Source organism: Flavicella sp. IMCC45537, from assembly GCF_057197705.1.
Genome location: NZ_CM170067.1, coordinates 2,945,708 through 2,965,637, shown reverse-complemented (window position 1 = coordinate 2,965,637; position 19,930 = coordinate 2,945,708). Strand labels below are relative to the sequence as shown.

At 33.8% G+C, this 19,930-nt stretch carries 13 protein-coding genes; 8 read left to right on the top strand and 5 right to left on the bottom strand.

All coding sequences use genetic code 11. The annotated features are described in order from the left end of the window. Positions 1–19 precede the first annotated feature (19 nt). Complete coding sequence (locus AC2DGP_RS12010; protein ID WP_484490302.1) at positions 20–2,872, bottom strand: polysaccharide lyase family 7 protein; 2,853 nt, start codon at positions 2,870–2,872, stop codon at positions 20–22. A 321-nt stretch (positions 2,873–3,193) separates the two neighbouring features. Between AC2DGP_RS12010 and AC2DGP_RS12005 the strand changes: the two genes are divergently transcribed. Both AC2DGP_RS12005 and AC2DGP_RS12000 read left to right on the top strand, forming a co-directional pair. After that, entirely contained in the window at positions 3,194–6,523 is a 3,330-nt protein-coding gene (locus AC2DGP_RS12005; RefSeq protein ID WP_484492502.1) for a hypothetical protein, read from the top strand. A gap of 89 nt (positions 6,524–6,612) precedes the next feature. Further along, the gene (locus tag AC2DGP_RS12000) at positions 6,613–7,119 is read left to right on the top strand and encodes a DUF3575 domain-containing protein (RefSeq protein ID WP_484490301.1); all 507 of its coding nucleotides are present in this window, start codon (positions 6,613–6,615) and stop codon (positions 7,117–7,119) included. A 66-nt stretch (positions 7,120–7,185) separates the two neighbouring features. Here the strand turns inward: AC2DGP_RS12000 and AC2DGP_RS11995 are convergent, their stop codons facing one another. Then, the gene (locus AC2DGP_RS11995) at positions 7,186–7,599 is read right to left on the bottom strand and encodes a BrxA/BrxB family bacilliredoxin (protein ID WP_484490300.1); all 414 of its coding nucleotides are present in this window, start codon (positions 7,597–7,599) and stop codon (positions 7,186–7,188) included. A gap of 206 nt (positions 7,600–7,805) precedes the next feature. Here AC2DGP_RS11995 and AC2DGP_RS11990 point away from each other — a divergent pair, with 206 nt between their 5' ends. Then, positions 7,806–8,552 carry a TerB family tellurite resistance protein gene (locus AC2DGP_RS11990; protein ID WP_484490299.1) on the top strand — a complete coding sequence of 249 codons (747 nt, stop codon included), beginning with the start codon at positions 7,806–7,808 and terminating at the stop codon, positions 8,550–8,552. A 65-nt stretch (positions 8,553–8,617) separates the two neighbouring features. Here AC2DGP_RS11990 and AC2DGP_RS11985 read toward each other — a convergent pair whose 3' ends face one another. After that, positions 8,618–12,139, bottom strand: a complete 3,522-nt coding sequence (locus AC2DGP_RS11985; RefSeq protein ID WP_484490298.1) for a carbohydrate-binding protein — start codon at positions 12,137–12,139, stop codon at positions 8,618–8,620. 454 nt (positions 12,140–12,593) lie between these two features. Between AC2DGP_RS11985 and AC2DGP_RS11980 the strand changes: the two genes are divergently transcribed. Continuing rightward, positions 12,594–12,983, top strand: coding sequence for a hypothetical protein (locus tag AC2DGP_RS11980; protein ID WP_484490297.1), 390 nt, complete (start codon positions 12,594–12,596; stop codon positions 12,981–12,983). A 55-nt stretch (positions 12,984–13,038) separates the two neighbouring features. Here AC2DGP_RS11980 and gdhA read toward each other — a convergent pair whose 3' ends face one another. Further along, positions 13,039–14,382: an NADP-specific glutamate dehydrogenase gene (gene gdhA, locus AC2DGP_RS11975; protein WP_484490296.1), complete on the bottom strand. Its 1,344-nt coding sequence runs from the start codon at positions 14,380–14,382 to the stop codon at positions 13,039–13,041. A 354-nt stretch (positions 14,383–14,736) separates the two neighbouring features. On the opposite strand from gdhA, the gene pheS reads away from it, so the two are divergent. The 3 genes from pheS to AC2DGP_RS11960 all read left to right on the top strand — a co-directional run bounded on the left by pheS (position 14,737) and on the right by AC2DGP_RS11960 (position 17,353). Beyond that, on the top strand, positions 14,737–15,756 hold the full coding sequence (pheS, locus tag AC2DGP_RS11970; RefSeq protein WP_484490295.1) for a phenylalanine--tRNA ligase subunit alpha: 1,020 nt from the start codon (positions 14,737–14,739) through the stop codon (positions 15,754–15,756). Then, a complete protein-coding gene (locus tag AC2DGP_RS11965) occupies positions 15,756–16,157 on the top strand; it encodes a hypothetical protein (protein ID WP_484490294.1) in 402 nt (133 codons plus the stop codon). Before pheS ends, AC2DGP_RS11965 begins: the two co-directional genes overlap by 1 nt. A 101-nt stretch (positions 16,158–16,258) precedes the next feature. Next, complete coding sequence (locus AC2DGP_RS11960) at positions 16,259–17,353, top strand: lactonase family protein (RefSeq protein WP_484490293.1); 1,095 nt, start codon at positions 16,259–16,261, stop codon at positions 17,351–17,353. On the opposite strand, the gene AC2DGP_RS11955 is transcribed toward AC2DGP_RS11960, so the two are convergent. Next, positions 17,354–18,349: an NAD(P)H-dependent glycerol-3-phosphate dehydrogenase gene (locus AC2DGP_RS11955; RefSeq protein ID WP_484490292.1), complete on the bottom strand. Its 996-nt coding sequence runs from the start codon at positions 18,347–18,349 to the stop codon at positions 17,354–17,356. Positions 18,350–18,480: 131 nt separating this feature from the next. Between AC2DGP_RS11955 and AC2DGP_RS11950 the strand changes: the two genes are divergently transcribed. Next, positions 18,481–19,929: an MATE family efflux transporter gene (locus AC2DGP_RS11950; RefSeq protein WP_484490291.1), complete on the top strand. Its 1,449-nt coding sequence runs from the start codon at positions 18,481–18,483 to the stop codon at positions 19,927–19,929. Position 19,930: the final 1 nt, after the last annotated feature.

Genomic DNA, 19,930 nt, shown 5'->3' with positions numbered 1-19,930 from the left:
TTTTCTTTTCATGGATACCTTAAATTTTCACAATTCGCTTTAAAACTGTTTCTGTATCGCTCACTAAAATAACAGTGTATGTTCCTGTTGCTAATTGAGAAATATCTATTGTTTCTGAAGCAATTCCTTTGTCAACAATTATCGATCCTAATTGATTATAAATTCGTATCGTATGTAAATTTTCATAACCAGAAATATGAATAGAATTTTGCGCCGGATTAGGCCAAATTAAAACTTCATCCTTTGCTTCTTCCTCCTTCAGTACCAAATTTTGGTCCGCTTCTTTTGAACTCAATGTTGAATACCCCAACACTCTAAGCTCTTCCAAGCTAACCCAACTTCCTGAATATCCATCTGCACCCGTAACTGAAACCCGAACATATCTTGCATTTGTATTAGAGAATGCATCACAAATAGGGTTGTCATTTGAACCTGACGTTGTATTGTTACTTCTATCGACAATTAAGCTATAATTATTATTATCGGTAGAAGCTTCAATTATAAATTGATATGCTCTATCACTAAAACAAATTACTTCTGTACTACTGATGGTATAAAACCCACCCAAATCTACCACTACAGACTGAGGAAAATACTGGGCAGACCATCTAGAATCAGCATCGCCATCCAATAAATTTGACGCAGGGTTTTCAGATTGTTGCTCGGAGGCAACTGCCGACTTATTCAAGGCTACATTCAATTTTACTGGCTCAACAATAACAGGTGAAACTGTCTCTGAAAGCTCATTAAAATACACCAATGCCTCACCAGGGTCTTGAAGATAAGCACCGTTTTTCCAGTAACTAGGGAAAGACCAATAAGAAATATCTCTGTTTACAAATTCACTACCATTTACAGAAACTAGCAGTCTCTCATCTTCTAATGAAATATCACAATCAAAATATCCGTTAGGTAAGGATCCCATAGGAATATGCGTGGTTGCAACCCCTTCAGAATCTGTTTTTACCGCTGCAAATAAACTACCGTTTAGGCTATAAACTCTTAACAAAGGTTTGTTAGGACCATTCCCTGCATTTGCATCATCATGAATTTGCAATAATGTCAATTGCTCACATGTTTGAATTTTTACATCTAAATTAACATGAAGACTTCTATTTTGATTCTCTACCAACCAATTATTTTCATACCTCAATTCTGATCTTACTTTTGTAGCATTTGCATCTCGTGTTTGACTGAAGGCAATTTTATCCGAATCAGCAACAAAAAAAGACACTGATGAATAACCATTTATAATAGAGGATGTTGTCGCTTCAGTATTACTTAACGGAGACTGTAGTTTACATAGTTCCAAATAAGTTTGGAATTTAGGAATATCATAAGGCGCGGCAACCTCCACAGGTGGCTCTTGGTCGCTTTCTGAAAAAATCTTAAAATCTAATAAACTTACCCAAGTACCTTCATAACTCGTCGCTCCAGTAACACGTATTTTTACAAACCTTGTTGAAACAGAAGAAAACACATCTTTAATTGGGATCGTTTCAGTTCCCGGTGTGCTATTGGAAGATCTATCGACAATTGTAGTATAATTACCATTCTGTGTATCCGAAATAGAAATTTCATATTGATATGCTCTATCTGAATAACAAACCAATTCTGTACTTCCGATGGTGAAATTCGCTCCTAAATCAACGATAGCTTCTTTAGGAAAGCCAGACACTGACCATCTTGTAGAAAGGTCGCCATCAACTAAATTGGAATCAATATTTGATCCATCTGCAGAGCCTGTAGAATAGACCAATTTATTCAATGCAACATCATTGCCAGCAGAAGGTGCATTTACTAGAATGCTAATGGAATCTGCAAATCCTCCTTCTTGAGTTGTTCCCGTAATGATGGTAGTTCCCTCTGAAAGTGCTGTTACTACTCCACTAGAATTAACTAAAGCGACAGATGTATCTGACGAAGTATAAATTATGTTCTTATTTGTAGCATTTGACGGACTAATTGCAGGGGATAATTGTTCGCTACTACCCAAAACAATATCCATGGAATTCGTACTGAATACCAAACCGGTTACGGCAATATTCTCAGGGACAGCATCTCCATGCTGCACAGTAAAATCATAAACTAAAACCTCACCGTAGTTGTCAGGATCATCTGTAGAGTCTCCTTCCCTCTCCGGATTACTTTGTGTATAATTCCCAACCTTAAAATAAGTTTGGTCATAATTTAAATCCATAACATAATCGTTTCCATCAGCTTTCACTAAATAAGCATCAGCCGTACCATTATTAAAAGACTCCAAAAGATTCCCATCTTCTGAGTAATAACAGTAGTGTTTTCCATCCAATACATGAAAAATAACTTCATGTTTATCTCCTAAGTTATAATCTGTTTTAATGGTAACATCATCTCTTAACTTACCTCCATTAAAAGAAATAAAAAGATGAGAATCTTCCAGACGCATCACCATGGAGTCATCTATTCCATCTGCCTTATTCCCATGAATTTGGGTAGCTACCAAATGAGATTTTTCAATTGGTAAATGCGTAATAGCTTGTTCTACATAGAGCATATGAGAACCTTCTGTAGTCCAATAAATATCTGAAGAACCATCTTCTTCTCTTTCTCTCAATTCTGATCTTATATAATCTGAATTTGGAGTTGTTCCGTTGTCATTTCGAATGGGAGCTCTGAAAACAATAGCATCTTTAGAATCGTTTACAAAAAAGAATTCATTGTTAGATTCTCCACAAAGCGTCTTGTCTTCTTCCCCTGTTGGATAGGTAATTTTCCAACCATTACAATTCCTCATCAAGTCTGAAGGATTTTGTCCTATCATAGGAAGAGAAAATAGGATCATCAAACTTAGCATGATACTACGCAGTTCATTTTGTTTAATTTTTTTCATTTTATTAAGCTTAGTTTTTGGTTAACTAGTTTGGTTTACCAGTTTTTTAGTTTCGCCAAATATATATTATTTTTTTAATTCACAAAACAAAAAAATCAACATTACATACTGATTTTAAGACACTTAAAACCATACCTTATACGTTTATTTTCACCTTACAACATTGCAGTCCTCAATATTTTTAGAAAATATTTTTTTCCAAATTTCAAATTATTCCTTACTGTAATTGACTTCAAATTTTAAACTAAATTTGTTATCTGAGCGTTATCATATTCCATGCATAAATTTGGTCCCTTACTTTTTTTATTTCTTTGTTTGACAGTGTCTGCTCAAACCAAATTTTCAAATGCAAAATCGAAAGAATTAATTCTTCAAACCGATAGTATTTATATTTCTGAAGTAAGTATCAGTCCCGTAAATTTCAAACTGATTTCGAATGGAACCACCATTCCTTCCGCTGACTATGAAATAAATTTCGAAACTGCTCTTTTGGTTATAGATGCTAAGCGCTATTCCAACATTAAAATTGAATATACAGCCTATCCTGACTTTTTAACTGAAACCTATGCCCCCATGAGTCAGCAGGTAATTGTTCCGAGTTCTAGCAACAATGAAAACCTTTATCGTTATACACCCGAAAAAGATGAAGGAAAAGCTCCCTTTGAAGGTCTATATACCCAAGGAAGTTTAGCACGTGGTTTGACTGTAGGAAACAATCAAGATGCGGTAACAAACTCTAGCCTGGATTTACAAATCTCCGGTAAACTCTCTAAAGATGTTACCATCAAAGCCTCTATTTCTGACAGTAATATCCCTATTCAAAAGAACGGATACTCACAACAAATAGAAGAGTTTGATAGGATTTTTATAGAATTATTCACCAATCAATGGAGTTTGAAAGCAGGAGACATTAACTTAAACAATAACGAAACTAATTTTTTAAAATTTGATAAAAAAGTAGCGGGACTTTCTGTTGATATTACTCCTACCCATAAAGATTCTGAAAACCATTTTAAAGCATCTGGTGCTTTGGTAAGAGGTAGATTTACAAGACATCAATTTGTAGGGGTAGATGGAAACCAAGGCCCCTATAAATTACTCGGTCCTAATGGAGAAACTTTTATTGTTATTCTATCTGGGAGTGAAACAATTTATGTTAACGGCCGTCCTTTAAAAAGAGGAGATCAAAACGATTATACCATAGATTACAACACTGCAGAAATAATTTTTACCACTACCTTCCCAGTTACTTCTAACATGAGAATAACAGCAGAATTTCAATATTCCGATAGAAATTACACCCGTTTTGTAAGCTACAACAAAGCCTCACATAAGAGTGAGAAATTAGAAATTGGCGGATATTTTTACACAGAAAGCGATGCAAAAAACCAACCATTGCAACAGAACCTGACGGAAGACCAAAAAAAAATATTAGCAGAGGCAGGGAACGACACTACTAAAATGATTTCTGAAAGTGGTTTTGAAACGGAATACGATGAAAATAAAATTCTTTATAAAAAAACGATACAAAATGAAATAGAAATCTATGAGTTTTCTCAAAATCCTGAAGACACATTATATTCGGTTACCTTTAGTTATATAGGAGAAAACCAAGGAAGTTATCAACTTGAAAACACCACTGCCGTGGGAAGAATATTTTCGTACGCAGGAACAAACAAGGGAAATTATGCGCCCGTCATTCAACTCGTTGCCCCTACCAAACTTCAAGTAGCGGTAGCCAAAGCAAACTACAGTCCTACCAGCAAAACTATCTTAAAATCTGAAATTGCTTTGAGCGATAATAATCAGAATTTATTTTCCGATTTAGACAACGAAAATAATAAAGGAATTGCAGCCAAAGCAGGTTGGACACAAGTTTATACTGATAAAAAATGGCTTGTAAAAAGTAACATCGACTTTGATTATCTTCAACAAAATTTCACAAGTATTCAAAGGATATATAATGTAGAATTTAATCGAGATTGGAATTTAGTAAATCCAACAGGCACTCAAGAATTCCTGAGATCAGAAATTCTAGTTTCTAACAAAAATAACAGCGAATTTTCCTACAATTTTGAATCCCTAAAATTTCAAAATTCATTTACAGGGTACAAACATAAATTCAAAGGAGGAATCAATTCTAAAAATACAACGATAAATGCCAAGGCAAGTTTGTTGCACAATGAAAGTACCACTCAAAAGGGAAGTTTTTTAAAAGCTGCTGCAACATTTAAAAGATATTTCAAAACAACATGGATTGGCGGAATCTTAGATACTGAAAATAATAAGCAAACAGACATTAGTACAAATAAACTGGACTTAAATAGTCAGAAATATTTTAGCTATGGAGCTTTTTTAGGAATTGGTGATAGCACTAAAGTATACGCAAAAATCGGGGTAGACTTTAGAGAGAATGATAGTGTTCAAAACGAAGTCCTTACCCGTGTTAACAACTCTAAAAGTTATTATATAAATACTACTTTGGTACAACAAAAAAATGCCCAAGTAGGGGCTTATATCAACTACAGAACCGTTGACAATATTTTTCAGGATGATACTAATATGTTAAACTCTAGGCTTAACTATTCTCAACGTCTTTTTAAAAATTTTATTAGTTGGAATACTATCTATGAAACCTCATCGGGTACTTCACCTCAACAACAATTTGCCTATATCAAAACGGAACCAGGCCAAGGGTTTTATACATGGATAGATTACAACGGGAATGGAATTCAAGAATTTGAAGAATTTGAAATAGCAAAATTTGCAGATCAAGCAGATTACCTACGTGTCACGCTACCAACAGTAACTTATATACGTGTGAATCAAACTAAATTTAGTCAATCCTTTAACATTACCCCGAATCAATGGAAAAACAAAGTAGATTTCAGAAAAACCCTTTCTCAGTTTTCCAACCAATCCTTTGTTTTAATAGACACAAAAAAACAACGCAACGGAAACGGCTTTGACTTAAATCCCTTTGACACCAACAATCCTTCAGTAATAGGCTTATTGCAAACAATTAAAAATAGCTTTTTCTTTAGAAGGGGACTACAAAACTACAGCACAACCTACATTTATTCAAACACTAGAACAAAAACAAATCTAGGAATAGGGTTTCAAGAAAATAACCAATTGCTAAGACAACTAAATTTCCAACACAGACTAGGAGCATTTTGGTTACTTGATGCCAAATTAAGTCATAAATCCACTGAAAGTAAGAGCGAAAATTATAATGAAAGAAACTACAAAATAAAAAGTCAAGAAATAACACCAATCATCACTTACTCCTTCTCTATTAATAGCAATTTTTCTTTTTCATATGAATATAAAAACAAGGATGAACCTACTAGCATCTCCACTTTAGAGTTACATAAAATAGGAACTAGTTATCAATATGCCCACCCTACAAAAGGGGCAATCATTGCAGATTTCAACCTTTATAAAAACAATTTTAATGGTATTGAAAACAGCCCCATTGCTTATGAAATGCTAGAAGGACTACAGCCAGGGGATAATTTTGTATGGAACCTTATTGCACAAAAAAAACTGACCAGTTACTTACACTTAAATATAAACTATAATGGTAGAAAAAGTGAAACCGCGAATACAATTCATACCGGAAGTATTCAATTAAGAGCTGTTTTTTAAGAATCTAAACCTAAGGAAAGTTATTTTTTTTCCATTTTTATATAGTACATTTGTCAGATAAAAATTGACTATCAACCTAATTGAAATTAATGAAAAAAACGATCGCTCTATTACTTTTTGCTTTGGTCTTTAAAATGTCTTCTGCACAAACAAACGAGATTAAAGTAGATGTATTTGATATTTTGGCTTTACTGGCCTTAGACGTTACTTTTGAGCATAATTTAAATACAGAATCTTCCATAGGGATTGCTGCTATGTTCAATTTTGCTAGTGAATCTTCTAGTTTTAGATACGAGCAAGAATTTACCTTGACTCCCTATTACAGACAAACATTTTTTAGCAAGGGGAATTTTGATTATTTCGGAGAATTTTTTGGTTGCCTAAATAGAGGTGACAAAGACCCTGCTAAATTGGAAATAGGTGATTCACCTAGCTATACGGATTTTGCTTTAGGACTTTCTTTTGGAGGAAAATATGTAACTGCCAGCGGATTTGTTGCAGATATACATGCAGGTATTGGTAGAAATTTATTTAATACAGACTATTCTGCTAGTATCGTTCCTAGAGTTGGTATCTCCGTGGGGAAACAGTTCTAAACATAAAAATGACATAAAAAAAGGGGATTGATATGATCAATCCCCTTTTTTATTTCCTTCAAATTCTTATTTGCAGTAAGCAGTATAAGCCTCTTTTAAATGATCAGCAATCATTTCAGCAGATCTACCTTCAATATGATGGCGCTCTAACATATGAACTAATTTTCCATCTTTAAATAATGCTACAGCTGGAGAAGAAGGAGGAAAAGGAACCATAAACTCTCTTGCCTTTCCAACAGCCTCACCATCAACTCCTGCAAAAACAGTCACTAAATTGTTTGGCTTAACCTCACCTTCAATAGAAGCAATTACTCCTGGTCTAGCTGTACCTGCAGCACAACCACATACAGAATTTACAACTACCAATGTAGATCCTTCTAATTTCAATGTGTTTTCTACGTCTTCAGGAGTTTTCAACGCTGAAAAACCTGCTTGTACCAATTGCGCTTCCATTGGCGCAGTTAATTCTTGTGGATACATATATTATATTTTTTTGAATATTAAACTTTAATGCGACAAAGATAAGGATTGCATCCCAATCGATCACCTCTGTTTCATAGATTTCGTTTATGTTAGAAAAAGGTTTTTGTATAATAGATTTCACTACTTCTTTAAGACTATCTTAACTTAAATTAAAATAGCTACTACAACAATAAAAGTATCTTTGTGTCTTAAAATTTAATAAAATGGCAAGTTTTACAAAATGGCTCGGTGCCGGATTGGGATGGTCTTTTGGAGGTCCTATAGGTGCTTTGCTAGGATTTATAGTAGGGAATGCAATAGATGGTTTTACCAAATCAGACATTCAAGATTTTAGACGACAAGCAGCAAACCACGACAACAATACACATTCAGGTGATTTTGAAGTAAGTTTACTAATACTTTCATCTTTTGTAATAAAAGCAGATGGAAAAATAGACCAACGTGAGTTAGATTTTGTTCGAGCGTACTTTGTAAAAATGTATGGAAAAGACAGAGCTAATCATGCATTCCGATTATTCAAAGGAATCATTAAAAATAATGATGTATCAGTACGTCAAATATCTTTACAAATCAGGCAACAAATGCAACATGCGTCTCGATTACAATTGATGCATTATTTATTTTCTTTAGCAAAGGCGGATGAAATAGTAACACCCGATGAATTGGATATGCTACATAAAATCGCAGGATATTTAAGTATCAATCCACATGATTTTGAATCTATCAAAGCCATGTTCTATAATGATTCTGAAAGTGCTTATAAGATTCTAGAAATTGCAAAATCAGCAACAGACAAAGAGATAAAAGCCGCGTATAGAAAAATGGTCAAAAAACATCATCCTGACAAAGTCAAACATTTAGGAGATGAACACGTGAAAGGAGCACAAGATAAATTCTTAAAAATTCAAGAAGCTTACGAACAAATAAAAAAAGAAAGAGGACTATCATAGTCCTCTTTTATTTTTCAAAAAAAAGGTCAGTGAAAAATCACCGACCCTTTTTAAAAACACCCTAATTATTTACTTGTAATCTTTATAATCTTTTGATCCTCATTTCCTGCGAGTTTTAAGTAATACATACCAGCAACTAAACTATAGTTCTGGGTATTTATTTCTAAACTATTTTTCCCTTCGACAGATTCAACCATTATTACACGCCCATGAATATCAATCAATGACACCATTTTATATGGATGCCCGTTTTCTAAAGAAACATGTAGTTTATCTGTAAATGGATTTGGAAATACTTTCGTTTCTCTCAACTCAGAGGCTACTGCTTCTGAAACAATTTGTTTTGCACCTTCTTTAGCCGATGAAGTGACGGATACTCCATTTTGAGTACAAGCATCTATATTTGAGGTCCAGTTTGTTCCAACAGGTCTGATACTTGCTTTCCATAAATAATTATTAGCAACTATTGGTGCCGAATTCACATTTACATTTATGGTTGCTACCCCTGTTCCCGAAGTAACCGTTGTGGAACCATATCCTAGCCATCCTGAATTCCAAAGTTCAACCACAACATCTCTAGTCTGTGTAGCTGAGTACGGAAGATCCACTGAATAAGAAGTACCAGAACTTATAACACTTGGCATATTCCCACATAATACTGCATCTGTATTTCCTTCAATAACAGCAATATTTGATATACTATTATCAGAAGCTATTGCCGTAGTCCAATCTCCACCCACAGGCCTTATGCTTGATTTCCATCTATACCCTGTTCCAACAACTGGCACAGCGTTTAACGGAACGGTAATGTTCGTTGTTCCACTACCTGCCTGTACTGTTTTAGTTGATTGACCAAGCCAACCAGAGTCCCAAAACTCAACAACAAGATCCCTAGATTGAGACGCCTGATATGTTACCGCAACAGTATACGTATTTGCAGGATTAATGGCTAATGAGGCATCTAAACTAATCGTGTTTACAGTTGGAGCAGCAGCTACTGAAACTCCAGTAATACTATTATCCGTAGCCAAACTTGTAGTCCAATCTCCACCCACAGGTCTTATACTTGATTTCCAACTATATCCAGATCCTATTGTAGTTGGGGTAGTTAAATTTAAGGTAACATCTGTTGTTCCAGAACCTTGAGGAACCGTAACAGTAGCCTGTCCCAACCACCCTGAATTCCATAGCTCTACAACAACATCTCTAGATTGAGAAGCTTCATATGCCACACTTACGGTATAGGTACTACCAGGCGCTATTGTTGTTGGGGCTGTTAAATTTATGGTGTTTACAGCAGCCGCTTGAAGTGTTAAATTCAGACTTGCTAAATTTATTCCCGCCGACTCTGTATTAACGCGAATAACCTGTTCTCCAGCCACAAGAGAAACAGACTTTGTTATATTGGAATAAGTAGTCCAATTTCCTGTGGCAGGCAACGCCAAACTACCTGTTTTATTGACTCCATCAAAAGCAACATTAACGCTTCCGCCATTATTTGGAGCTGAATATCTTAAATCTAATAAATAATCTCCCTCGGTAGCAACATTTACGGTATATTCCTGCCATTCACCAGCTACGGTCCACCCCACAACAGCATCTCCATCACCAGATCCTAAATCTACCTTTTCATTTGTACGATACAAACCTCCAGAATTCCCATTAGTAGTATCATGATATGCGACACCCTCTCCTCCATTGTCATAATTTTTCAATGCAATTGTTCCAGGAACCGAATGAGCAACCCCATTTGGATAAGCAGATTGTCCGGTTGACACAGGAGTATCATATTTTTCTACTTGCAAAATTAAAGAAGATACATGACCTCCATTATCTGAAAAAGTAATCGCTACATTATTATTTGACTGAATCAAACTCATCGGAACAGGAATTTCTATCGTACCGAAAAAATCATCTCTATTTGCTTGATCATAACCTTTCCAATTATTTGGTACTGCTATCGTAGTCCCGTTTACCTTAACTACAGGAGCTTTTGAAACATTATGTTTCCTTCCTATAGACATTCGCAAAACAGCTTTACCCGTTCCTGTAGTAACATTATTAAACGCAAAATTCATCTGATTGCCACTTGCAATCGGTTGCAAATATTTGGATGTGTAATATTTTTTACTTCTAATAGCATTATCAAATACAATATTATTTGAAAAAGTATACTCTAAAGTAACCGTTTCTCCTCCAATTAAAGTTAAACTACCTGGAGCAGAAGTTTGCAAATTATTAGAAAAAACAGGAGCTTGGTTTGCGTAAACTTTCATTTTCTTTACTCTCACATTTTGAAAACCTGCAAAAGCGTCTTGAAAATTTAAATTTACCGTTTTATTAGAATTATCCAGATTATTTAGAGCTACATACATTTTTTTTCCATCTACAAAGGCTTGTGCCTGAATATCAGGATTATCGGTATTTACAGAAATTCTTTTCCCTTTAAACTCTTTCCATAAATCGTAAAAATAAACTTTAGGAGTATAGGTCCATCCTGAAGGAGTTGCGCTACCTAAATTTGTGGGTCTCAACAAAACCGCCCCATAAGGTTGATAATTATTTGCTGCTGTTAAATGCCATGTAGATTTATCTGTAGCAAATGGAATAGAAATAGCTAAATTATCCTGTCTCTCTAATAAATTAAAAATAATATGATTAAATGACTTTACTGTCTGAGCGCTTGTAATATCAGAATAATCAGCACTATAACCACTCGCAATTCCTCCATATTCTGTAATGGCATGTTCTTTTACATTTCCCCATTTTATATAACTATATGCATCAATCATATCCAATATTGCTTCAGAATTACTACCTGATCTTAGATTGTTTTGACCGGTAACATTTACACCATCATATAAATGCGTAGAGAATCCATCCATATTAGCACCAGCCGTATCCATAAACATTTTCATATTATCATTCCAGTGACCAAAATCACTTATTTCTAGGGATGGCCATGCCGATGAATATCCCAATACCTTCATATTTGCAAGTTCTGGAGCCGCATGAATTTTTGCACCAATGGCACTATACACTTGTGCCATTTGCAATTTTATTCTAGCTTCTTCTGCTAAATTCCAATTCCCTGAATAATAATCTGAAGCATGCACAAAAGGCTCATTCATCGCTTCAAAATATTCCGGTCTTCCGGCATCATCCGCAAAATTTTTCCAATACTCTGCGGCCCAATTTCCAGCAGCATTAGCATCCATACCATCCACAAAAATATTTCCAGGATGCTCAGTTGAAATAAATCGAGAAACATTTCTTACTTGTGTACCTCCTCCTTTGTAAGCAGGATAATTCGCGACACTCCCCGTTTGACCTTTAGCATAGGAAAACGGTCCCCAGAAACCTCGACCTCTAGATACATTATAATCGGCATAAAACTGGTTCATTTCCGCATCGGAAGTAGTAGCAGAATGGATTGTAAAATACTTGGTTCGGTCTAATTCTGAAGTACCTCCAAGAAATCGTTGTACACTTTGGTCAATAGTTACTGTTTGCGAAAAAATTGAAAATGGCAAAATACCCATCATCACAAAAAACAATAGTTTTTTGGTTAGTTTAAATTTGTTCATTTAGTTTGGTTTTGGTTTATGTATTCTAGGTTAAAAAATACTTTTCCAATGTAGCAATCATCTCCATTACGCTACCAAAACAAATGTCTTATGAAGGGAATCATATGATTTTCAATAAATTAAACCATATGTGTTGTTTTATTTACATGATGATTTTTCTCAATAAAACAGGCTGATCATATCCTTAGCAGAAACTAAACAACAATAAATCAAAAAAATAAAATCGCAATAATTTAAATTAAAACTCCATAAAAAGAAGGAGATTTTCATAATTAAAATGATTTTTATTTTTTCGTAAAAAAAATAATTTTTCACTATTCCTAGTGAAGTAAATTAACTTGGTTTCTTTAGAAAACTACTTTAGTTTTCTAATTTTTTTTCAAATAGCTTAACAAAGGTCTATCACACAGCTAATTTAGATTGATTACATTGCATTGATCTAAAAAATTTAATCATGAAAATATCAAAATTATTATTCGTTGCTTTTTTATTAACTGGCCTTTCGAATCTTTCTGCTCAGAATTTATCTGGATTATCGAAAAACATTTCTAGTTCAACAAATCAAGCTCAAATGGAAGCCTTATTTAACCAGCCGGAAACTCAAAAGCAAATAGCGGCTAAATTGGATGAAAGTCCTGAATTAACAAATGAAGCTATCAATTATTTAAAAAACAATGAGGGAACAAAGAAAGAAATTTCTCAGGTTATTGCTAAAAATCCAACTTCAAAAAAGAAAGTAATGGATTATATAACTTCAAATCCTAAACTACTATCTACTGTAATGGGATATTTTAAAAGCAAACCAGAACTCATGGAAAAAGCCCTAAAACTTGTAGGGATGTAAAAATAAAAAAGGCTACTTAATTCAGTAGCCTTTTTTTAGTTTCATAAATTAATAATTACACAACTCCTTGAGCTAGCATAGCATCTGCAACTTTAACAAAACCGGCAATATTAGCACCTTTAACATAGTCAACATAACCATTTTCATCTTTGCCATACTTTACGCAAGACTCATGAATATCTTGCATTATTTCTTTCAATTTCTGATCAACTTCTTCTCTGGACCATTTAAAACGTAAAGAATTCTGGGTCATTTCTAAACCAGAAGTTGCTACTCCACCAGCATTGGATGCCTTACCTGGAGCAAATAAAATTTTCGCTTTGTGAAATGCATGAATTGCCTCTGGTGTTGAAGGCATATTTGCTCCCTCACTAACACAAATGCATCCATTTTTTATTAAAGTTTTCGCATCATCTCCGTCTAATTCATTTTGAGTGGCACACGGCAAAGCAATATCACAAACAATACTCCATGGTTTCTCTCCTTCCATAAAAGTTGCAGAAGGATATTTTTTTACATATTCAGATATACGTCCCCTTTTAACATTTTTCAACTCCATGACAAAAGCAAGTTTCTCTTCACTTATCCCATCAGGATCATGTATACTTCCAGAAGAATCAGATAAAGACAAGACCGTTGCTCCCAATTGAATCGCTTTTTCCGCTGCAAATTGGGCAACATTCCCTGAACCTGATACCACTACTTTTTTACCTTCAAAAGAATCTTGTTGTTCTCGCAACATATCTTGAGCAAAATAAACGTTTCCATAACCTGTAGCCTCTGGACGAATTAAGGATCCACCCCAACTAAGTCCTTTTCCAGTTAGAACACCGGTAAATTCGTTTTTCAATTTTTTATAAGCGCCAAACAAAAAACCAATCTCTCTTGCTCCTACACCAATATCACCAGCAGGTATATCCGTATTCGGACCAATATGCCTAGACAATTCACTCATAAAAGCATGACAAAAACGCATTATTTCTTTGTCTGATTTTCCTTTTGGGTCAAAATCAGATCCCCCTTTTCCTCCTCCCATTGGAAGTGTTGTAAGGGCATTTTTAAATACCTGTTCAAATGCTAAAAATTTTAGAATGCTCATGTTTACAGATTTATGAAAACGCAAACCTCCTTTGTAAGGCCCGATTGCCGAATTCATTTGCACTCGATACCCCCTATTTACATGAATAATTCCATTGTCATCTACCCAAGACACACGAAAGGTTATCACACGTTCAGGCTCTACCATTCGCATTAAAATATGTTGCCCTCTATATATATCTTGACTTTTGATATAAGGTATAACAGTATCGGCTACTTCTTGTACTGCCTGCAAAAATTCTGGTTGATTCCCATCCCTTTGCCTTACCAAATCCATAAATTCGTCAATTATTTCTTGCATAATGTTTAGTTCTTTAAAATTCCGTTACCCAAAGTACAGAAAATATTTTTTAGAAAAATAAGGTTGAAACTATTTGTTGAAAATTTAACTAGTTCCTTAGAAAATTTTTAGGACTTCTTTCATTTATTTTTGAGCTATTTTGACCTGTTAAACTTCACTAGTTAATCTTAAATATTTGGATTTCGACTATATCATAACACAAAATTTTAGTTTCAAGAAAAACGTTTTAGAGAAATATCCTAATTTTAACCAAGAAACTAAAATTTTCTATTCCAATAACAACTTTACTATTCACACAAAAAAATAGTACAGGTCTTTTTCTTTTTTTAAATTTGCAGCCTAATTTCAGATACAATGTTAGATAAAGTAAAAGAGCTGATTGGTGATGTAAAAGCATTTAATGCTTCTACCAAAGAAGAGGTAGAACAATTCAGAATCCAATACCTTGGAAGTAAAGGAGTTTTAAAAGATCTTTTTAACGACTTTAAAGATGTTGAAAATCATCTTAAAAAAGATATTGGTCAAGCTTTAAATCAATTGAGAGGAGCTGCTACGGATAAAGTAAACGAACTTAAGAACTCATTTGAGAACACAATGGAATCAAAAAGTTTTTATGGCGACTTAACACGTCCATCTGAACCGATTAATTTAGGTGCTAGACACCCAATATCTATTGTTAGAAATCAAATTGTTGAAGTATTTGACAGAATTGGTTTTACTGTTTCTGAAGGTCCTGAAATTGAAGATGATTGGCACAACTTTACGGCATTAAACTTGCCAGAATATCACCCTGCAAGAGATATGCAGGATACTTTTTTTATTGAAAAAGATCCAGATTTATTGTTAAGAACACATACCTCATCAGTACAAACTAGGTATATGGAAAACAACACTCCTCCTATTAGAACTTTATCTCCGGGTAGGGTTTTTAGAAACGAGGACATCTCTGCAAGAGCTCATTGTATTTTCCATCAAATTGAAGGACTATATATTGATACAGATGTCTCTTTTGCCGATTTAAAACAAACGTTGTTATATTTCACTAAAGAAATGTTTGGTAAATCAAAAATAAGACTGAGACCTTCATACTTTCCTTTTACTGAGCCTAGTGCTGAAGTGGATATTTATTGGGGATTAGAAACTGAAACTGATTATAAAATTACCAAAGGAACTGGTTGGTTAGAAATTATGGGATGCGGAATGGTAGACCCTAATGTTTTGAAAAACGCCAACATTGACCCAACAAAATATAGTGGTTATGCTTTTGGAATGGGAATTGAAAGAATTGCTATGTTATTATACCAAATTCCGGATATCAGAATGTTTTACGAAAACGACGTACGTTTCTTAGAACAATTTAAATCTGTTCTTTAATGAAAAAAGACATCATTATTCCTGAAGTGAAAGATGTATTTATGGCCATTGTAAAAGAGTACAATGAGGATTTTAAATGCGATGATTGGAATGCCTATATCATAAACAATAAAGAAGTAGATCTAGAAATGTTTTTGATAGTTTCTAAAGGTGATGAAGAAACTACCAAACTAAAAACCTCAGTTCTTAGAAAAAAAATAGACAAATTACCTGCAAAATCCTACGCAAAAGTAGAATATATAAATCCTGCAGTGCTGCGTCTAAACAATATTTTTGATGTAACTTTTTTCGAAGGATCAAAAATGTATGATAAAACATTCACTTTTAAAAAAGGAACCGTTAAAGAGGGTACACTTAGAATGATTCCTTTGTTAAAAAAAGAGGGGGTAGTTGTTAAATAAAATCACCATTGGTTTATTTTAACTCAATGTTTACAGGTTTCTTAGGCAATCTTAATGAGATTACCTATCTTTATTTTTTATAACCCATTTTAAACTAAAGAATGAGACTTATCGCTACAAAATTATTTTTAAGTACACTTTTTGTTTGCTCTTCACTTTTAACGTTTGCTCAAAACACAACAACACTATATGTGGGTGGGTACACAAATGGAGATGCAAAAGGTGAAGGTATTTATACTTTTGAATTCAATAGTGAAACCGGAGCCTTAAAAAATGGTAAACTCGTTACAAAAGCAACAAGTCCATCTTATTTAGCCATTAGTTCAGATAAAAAAACAGTCTATTCTGTTAGTGAGTCAAAAAACTACCTTAATTCCAATAGTGGAGCCATAGCGTCTTTTAAAGTTTTGGGTGATGGAATGCTTGAAAAAAATGCTGAAATAAGTTCTTATGGCGCAAACCCTTGTCATCTAAGTTTAAACTCCAAAGGGGATAAATTAGTAGTTTCAAATTATACGGGAGGGACCTTTAGTTTATTTTCTATCTTAAATGATGGTAGAATCGATACTATTCAACAAGTAGTCAATCTTAACAACGATAGCATAAAAGCACACACCCATTCTGCGCAATTTTACAAAAACGATCTATTTATCGCCGATTTAGGAATCAACACCCTAGAACGCTATTCTTTTTCCGATTCTATTTATACTCCTAAACAAACCATCACAATGGCAGATAAAAGCGGACCAAGACATTTTGCTATGACAAAGAATGCCGATTTTATTTATGTAATTAATGAATATGGAGCGACTATCAGTACCTTAAAAAACAACGGAACTGACTATAAAAAAATCAATGATACTTCTACCTTAGGAGAAAATTATAAAGGAAAAAATTCTTGTGCGGACATTCACCTTTCTAACGATGAAAAATTCTTGTATGGATCCAATCGTGGGGAAAACACAATTGTAGTTTTTGAAAGAAATAAAAAGGATGGCTCTTTAAGAAAAATACAATCTATTAGCTGTCATGGAGACTGGCCAAGAAACTTCACACTAGGACCAAAAGGAAATTTTTTACTGGTTGCAAACAAAAAATCTAGCAATATTGCCATTTTTTTAATTGACAAAGCTAGTGGAGAATTAACTTATATCTATGATGTTAAATCACCAAACCCTTCTTGTTTACAGTTTTAATTAGTCTAAGAAATCCGTTAAAAGTTTAAACTGTCTTTTCGGACTTCTTTTAAGATATACTACATTATACACAGCATCAATGATAGGAGTACTTGCTTTATAAGTTTCATTTAACTCAAAGGCACTTTTTACAGCATAATACCCTTCTGCAACCATACTCATTTCCATCATTGCAGCTTTTACAGTGTATCCCTTACCAAGCATATTCCCAAACATTCTATTTCTACTAAAGGTAGAATATCCTGTAACCAATAAATCTCCTAGATAGGCTGAGTTATTAATGTTACGCTTCATTTTATGAACTTTTTTAATATAGCCTTTCATTTCTCTAATAGCATTAGACATTAGAACCGCTTGAAAGTTATCTCCATATCCCAAACCATGGGCAATACCCGCCGCAATTGCGTAAATATTTTTTAACATTGCAGCATATTCTGTTCCAATAATATCATCAGAGATTTTACATTTAATGTAATCCCCAGAAATCACCTCGCTTAAAACACTTGCTTTCTCTTCATCTTGGCAGGCAATTGTCAAATAAGAAAGTCGTTCCATGGCAACTTCTTCAGCATGACAAGGTCCAGTAATTACTCCTATATTTTCAAAAGGAATTTGATGTTGAATATGTAAATGTTCTCCTACAATTAAACCGGTTTCAGGAACAATTCCCTTAATCGCTGAAAATATTATTTTATCAGTCAAATCAACGGTTACCTTAGAAAGTTCAGACATTAAAAACGCTGAAGGAATCGCAAAAATCAACACATCTGCATAACCCGCCATTTCATTGATATCATCAGACAAAAACAGCTGACTTACATTAAACTCTGCCGAAGATAAATAATTAGGATTGTGCTTGTTTTCTTTAATATATTCAATAGAAGACTCAGAACGCATGTACCAGCCCACCGTTGAAAGATTCTCACTTAGCATTTTTACAATTGCAGTGGCCCAACTTCCACCACCAAATACTGCTACTTTTAAAGACTCACTCATATATTAATTCAATTAATGCAAAGACCAAAAGTAAGAATTTTAATGCAACAAATCATAGCATTATTAGGATTCCTTACCCTAAACTCTGCATTAAATATCACTATATTTGACCCGAATTCAAACTGATACAATTGAGTACTTTTAAGCGTTTTTTTAAAGACACTATCATCTATGGTATTGCCGCAGTTTTACCCAAAGCCATCAACGTATTACTTGTAAGACTACATACTAGTTCACTAACACCAAGTGAATATAGTGTAAACACAAGTTTTTATGTTTGGGCAGCCTACTTTAACATCATATTGACCTATGGTATGGAAACGGCATTTTTTCGCTTTTTTAACTCAGAAAAAGAAAAAGGCAAAGTAATTTCTACCGCTTTTTGTTCTATTTTATGCACTAGCATTATGGCGCTAATTGCATTATTATTATTTAAAGATAGTATTTCAAATGCCTTAGGTTTTTCTAACCCCATCTATTTTTCATTATTAGTTTGGATTTCCATTTTAGACACCCTTATTGTAATTCCATTTGCCTACTTAAGAGTTAGCGGATTATCGAAAAAATACACCTTATTCAGACTCTTAAATATTGGTGTTTATACAATTTTCAATCTTTTATTTTTGTGGTATCTACCTAAAAAGGGATCAAACAACATCTTATTTTTAGAAAATTCTTTTGACCCAAATTTTAAGGAGGGCTATATCTTTATCGCAAATTTAATTGCAAGTAGTGTAACTTTTATTTGTGTACTGCCGTTAATATTTAAATTCAAATTTTCTTTTGACAAAAATATTTTAGCAAAAATGCTGAGCTATTCTTGGCCTATTTTGATTGCTGGATTAGCCTATACCACAAACGAAAACCTAGACAAATTGATCCTAGAAGACTGGTTAGGAAAAGAGGTTATGGGTGCCTATGCAGGTGCTTACAAAATTGGCGTAATTATGTCTTTATTCATCATGGCATTTAGACTAGGTGCAGAACCCTTTTTTTTCAATCAAGCAAATAAAGAAAACGCTCCTAAAACTTATGCTATTATATTAAAATGGTTTGTGATCATAGGTGCCTTGTTTGTATTAATAATTGTTTCTTATGTTGATTTTATAGCGACAATTTTCTTAGGCAAAAAAGAATATTACCAAGCAATTTCTATAGTGCCACTGATCCTAATTGCGAACTTATTTTTAGGAATTTACAACAACCTATCTATTTGGTATAAACTGACTGATAAAACTCGTTATGGAATGTATATTTCTGTTTTTGGAGCAGCAATAACCATTTCAATGTTATATCTATTAATTCCAAAAATCGGCTTTATGGGAGCCGCTTGGGCAACGGTTACCGCTTATGGTAGCATGCTTTTTATCTCTTATATAATCGGACAAAAGCACTACCCTGTACCTTATGATATTACTAGAATTTCTATATACCTAACAACAACCATTGCCCTTTCCACCCTCTCCTTTAATTACTTCAAGGGAAATTATTTTGTCAATAGTTGTTTTCTATTAATTTTCCTTTCAATCATTTATCTACTTGAACAAAAGGAATTAAAAAGTTTGCTTAAACTGAATTAAA

Excerpts from the sequence above, each read along its gene's own strand:
- AC2DGP_RS11980 (WP_484490297.1), top strand. The coding sequence starts at position 12,594 with ATGAAAATATCAAAATTATTATTCGTTGCTTTTTTATTAACTGGCCTT.
- AC2DGP_RS12000 (WP_484490301.1), top strand. The coding sequence starts at position 6,613 with ATGAAAAAAACGATCGCTCTATTACTTTTTGCTTTGGTCTTTAAAATG.
- AC2DGP_RS11955 (WP_484490292.1), bottom strand. The coding sequence starts at position 18,349 with ATGAGTGAGTCTTTAAAAGTAGCAGTATTTGGTGGTGGAAGTTGGGCC.
- pheS (WP_484490295.1), top strand. The coding sequence starts at position 14,737 with ATGTTAGATAAAGTAAAAGAGCTGATTGGTGATGTAAAAGCATTTAAT.
- AC2DGP_RS11985 (WP_484490298.1), bottom strand. The coding sequence starts at position 12,139 with ATGAACAAATTTAAACTAACCAAAAAACTATTGTTTTTTGTGATGATG.
- gdhA (WP_484490296.1), bottom strand. The coding sequence starts at position 14,382 with ATGCAAGAAATAATTGACGAATTTATGGATTTGGTAAGGCAAAGGGAT.
- AC2DGP_RS11990 (WP_484490299.1), top strand. The coding sequence starts at position 7,806 with ATGGCAAGTTTTACAAAATGGCTCGGTGCCGGATTGGGATGGTCTTTT.
- AC2DGP_RS11965 (WP_484490294.1), top strand. The coding sequence starts at position 15,756 with ATGAAAAAAGACATCATTATTCCTGAAGTGAAAGATGTATTTATGGCC.
- AC2DGP_RS11995 (WP_484490300.1), bottom strand. The coding sequence starts at position 7,599 with ATGTATCCACAAGAATTAACTGCGCCAATGGAAGCGCAATTGGTACAA.
- AC2DGP_RS12010 (WP_484490302.1), bottom strand. The coding sequence starts at position 2,872 with ATGAAAAAAATTAAACAAAATGAACTGCGTAGTATCATGCTAAGTTTG.
- AC2DGP_RS11960 (WP_484490293.1), top strand. The coding sequence starts at position 16,259 with ATGAGACTTATCGCTACAAAATTATTTTTAAGTACACTTTTTGTTTGC.